This window comes from Vibrio sp. 2033, assembly GCF_033339735.1.
Genome location: NZ_JAWOVC010000613.1, coordinates 1 through 578, shown reverse-complemented (window position 1 = coordinate 578; position 578 = coordinate 1). Strand labels below are relative to the sequence as shown.

Annotated in this window: 1 protein-coding gene; it reads right to left on the bottom strand. The window is 44.8% G+C overall.

Translation table 11 applies throughout. From position 1 onward, the window contains the following. A partial coding sequence (locus R7P74_RS28090) for a hypothetical protein (RefSeq protein WP_318123957.1) occupies window positions 1–578 on the bottom strand: 578 nt, incomplete at both ends.

Sequence of the window (578 nt, the reverse complement as noted above, 5' to 3'; positions counted from 1 at the left end):
CGCGAGTCAATATTTCCATTGTTTGGGTAACCCGATTTAGGCCCTGCGTAACTGCCTGTTTTGTATGGCGAGTTGTTTGAATCAATCGTCGCGTCTATCGTCCATTCAGAAAACGCATCCAGACCCACAATATCGTCCGTTACATGAACTTCGTTCGCATAACCTTCACCAAAGTTGAAAATAGATACCGTAAATGTGACCCAATCACCGGGGATAAACTCGTCATCCGGTGTGGTTTTAGTCACGATGATCTTAGGTTCTTTTGGATACACCGTAACGCTGTCTGATGCTGATGACTGGACAGTAGAATCTGGCGTTTTAACCGTCGCGGTATTACTGAATTGAGAGTACAGAATTTGATCCGGATTTGAACGGTCAATCTGAGCGACAATTGTGTAAACCACTTCCGCATTCGGTGGAATTTGAGCGTTAGTATCTAAATCAAGGTTGTCTGAGAAGCTGCCGACATCGGTGTAAGCAGGATTGCCGTTCAACAAAGGATCGTCAGACTTGATTTCAGCACGAATAGTCCAAGCATTGAAAACTGGCTTAGTGACGCCATCTGGCTCCAAAATTTC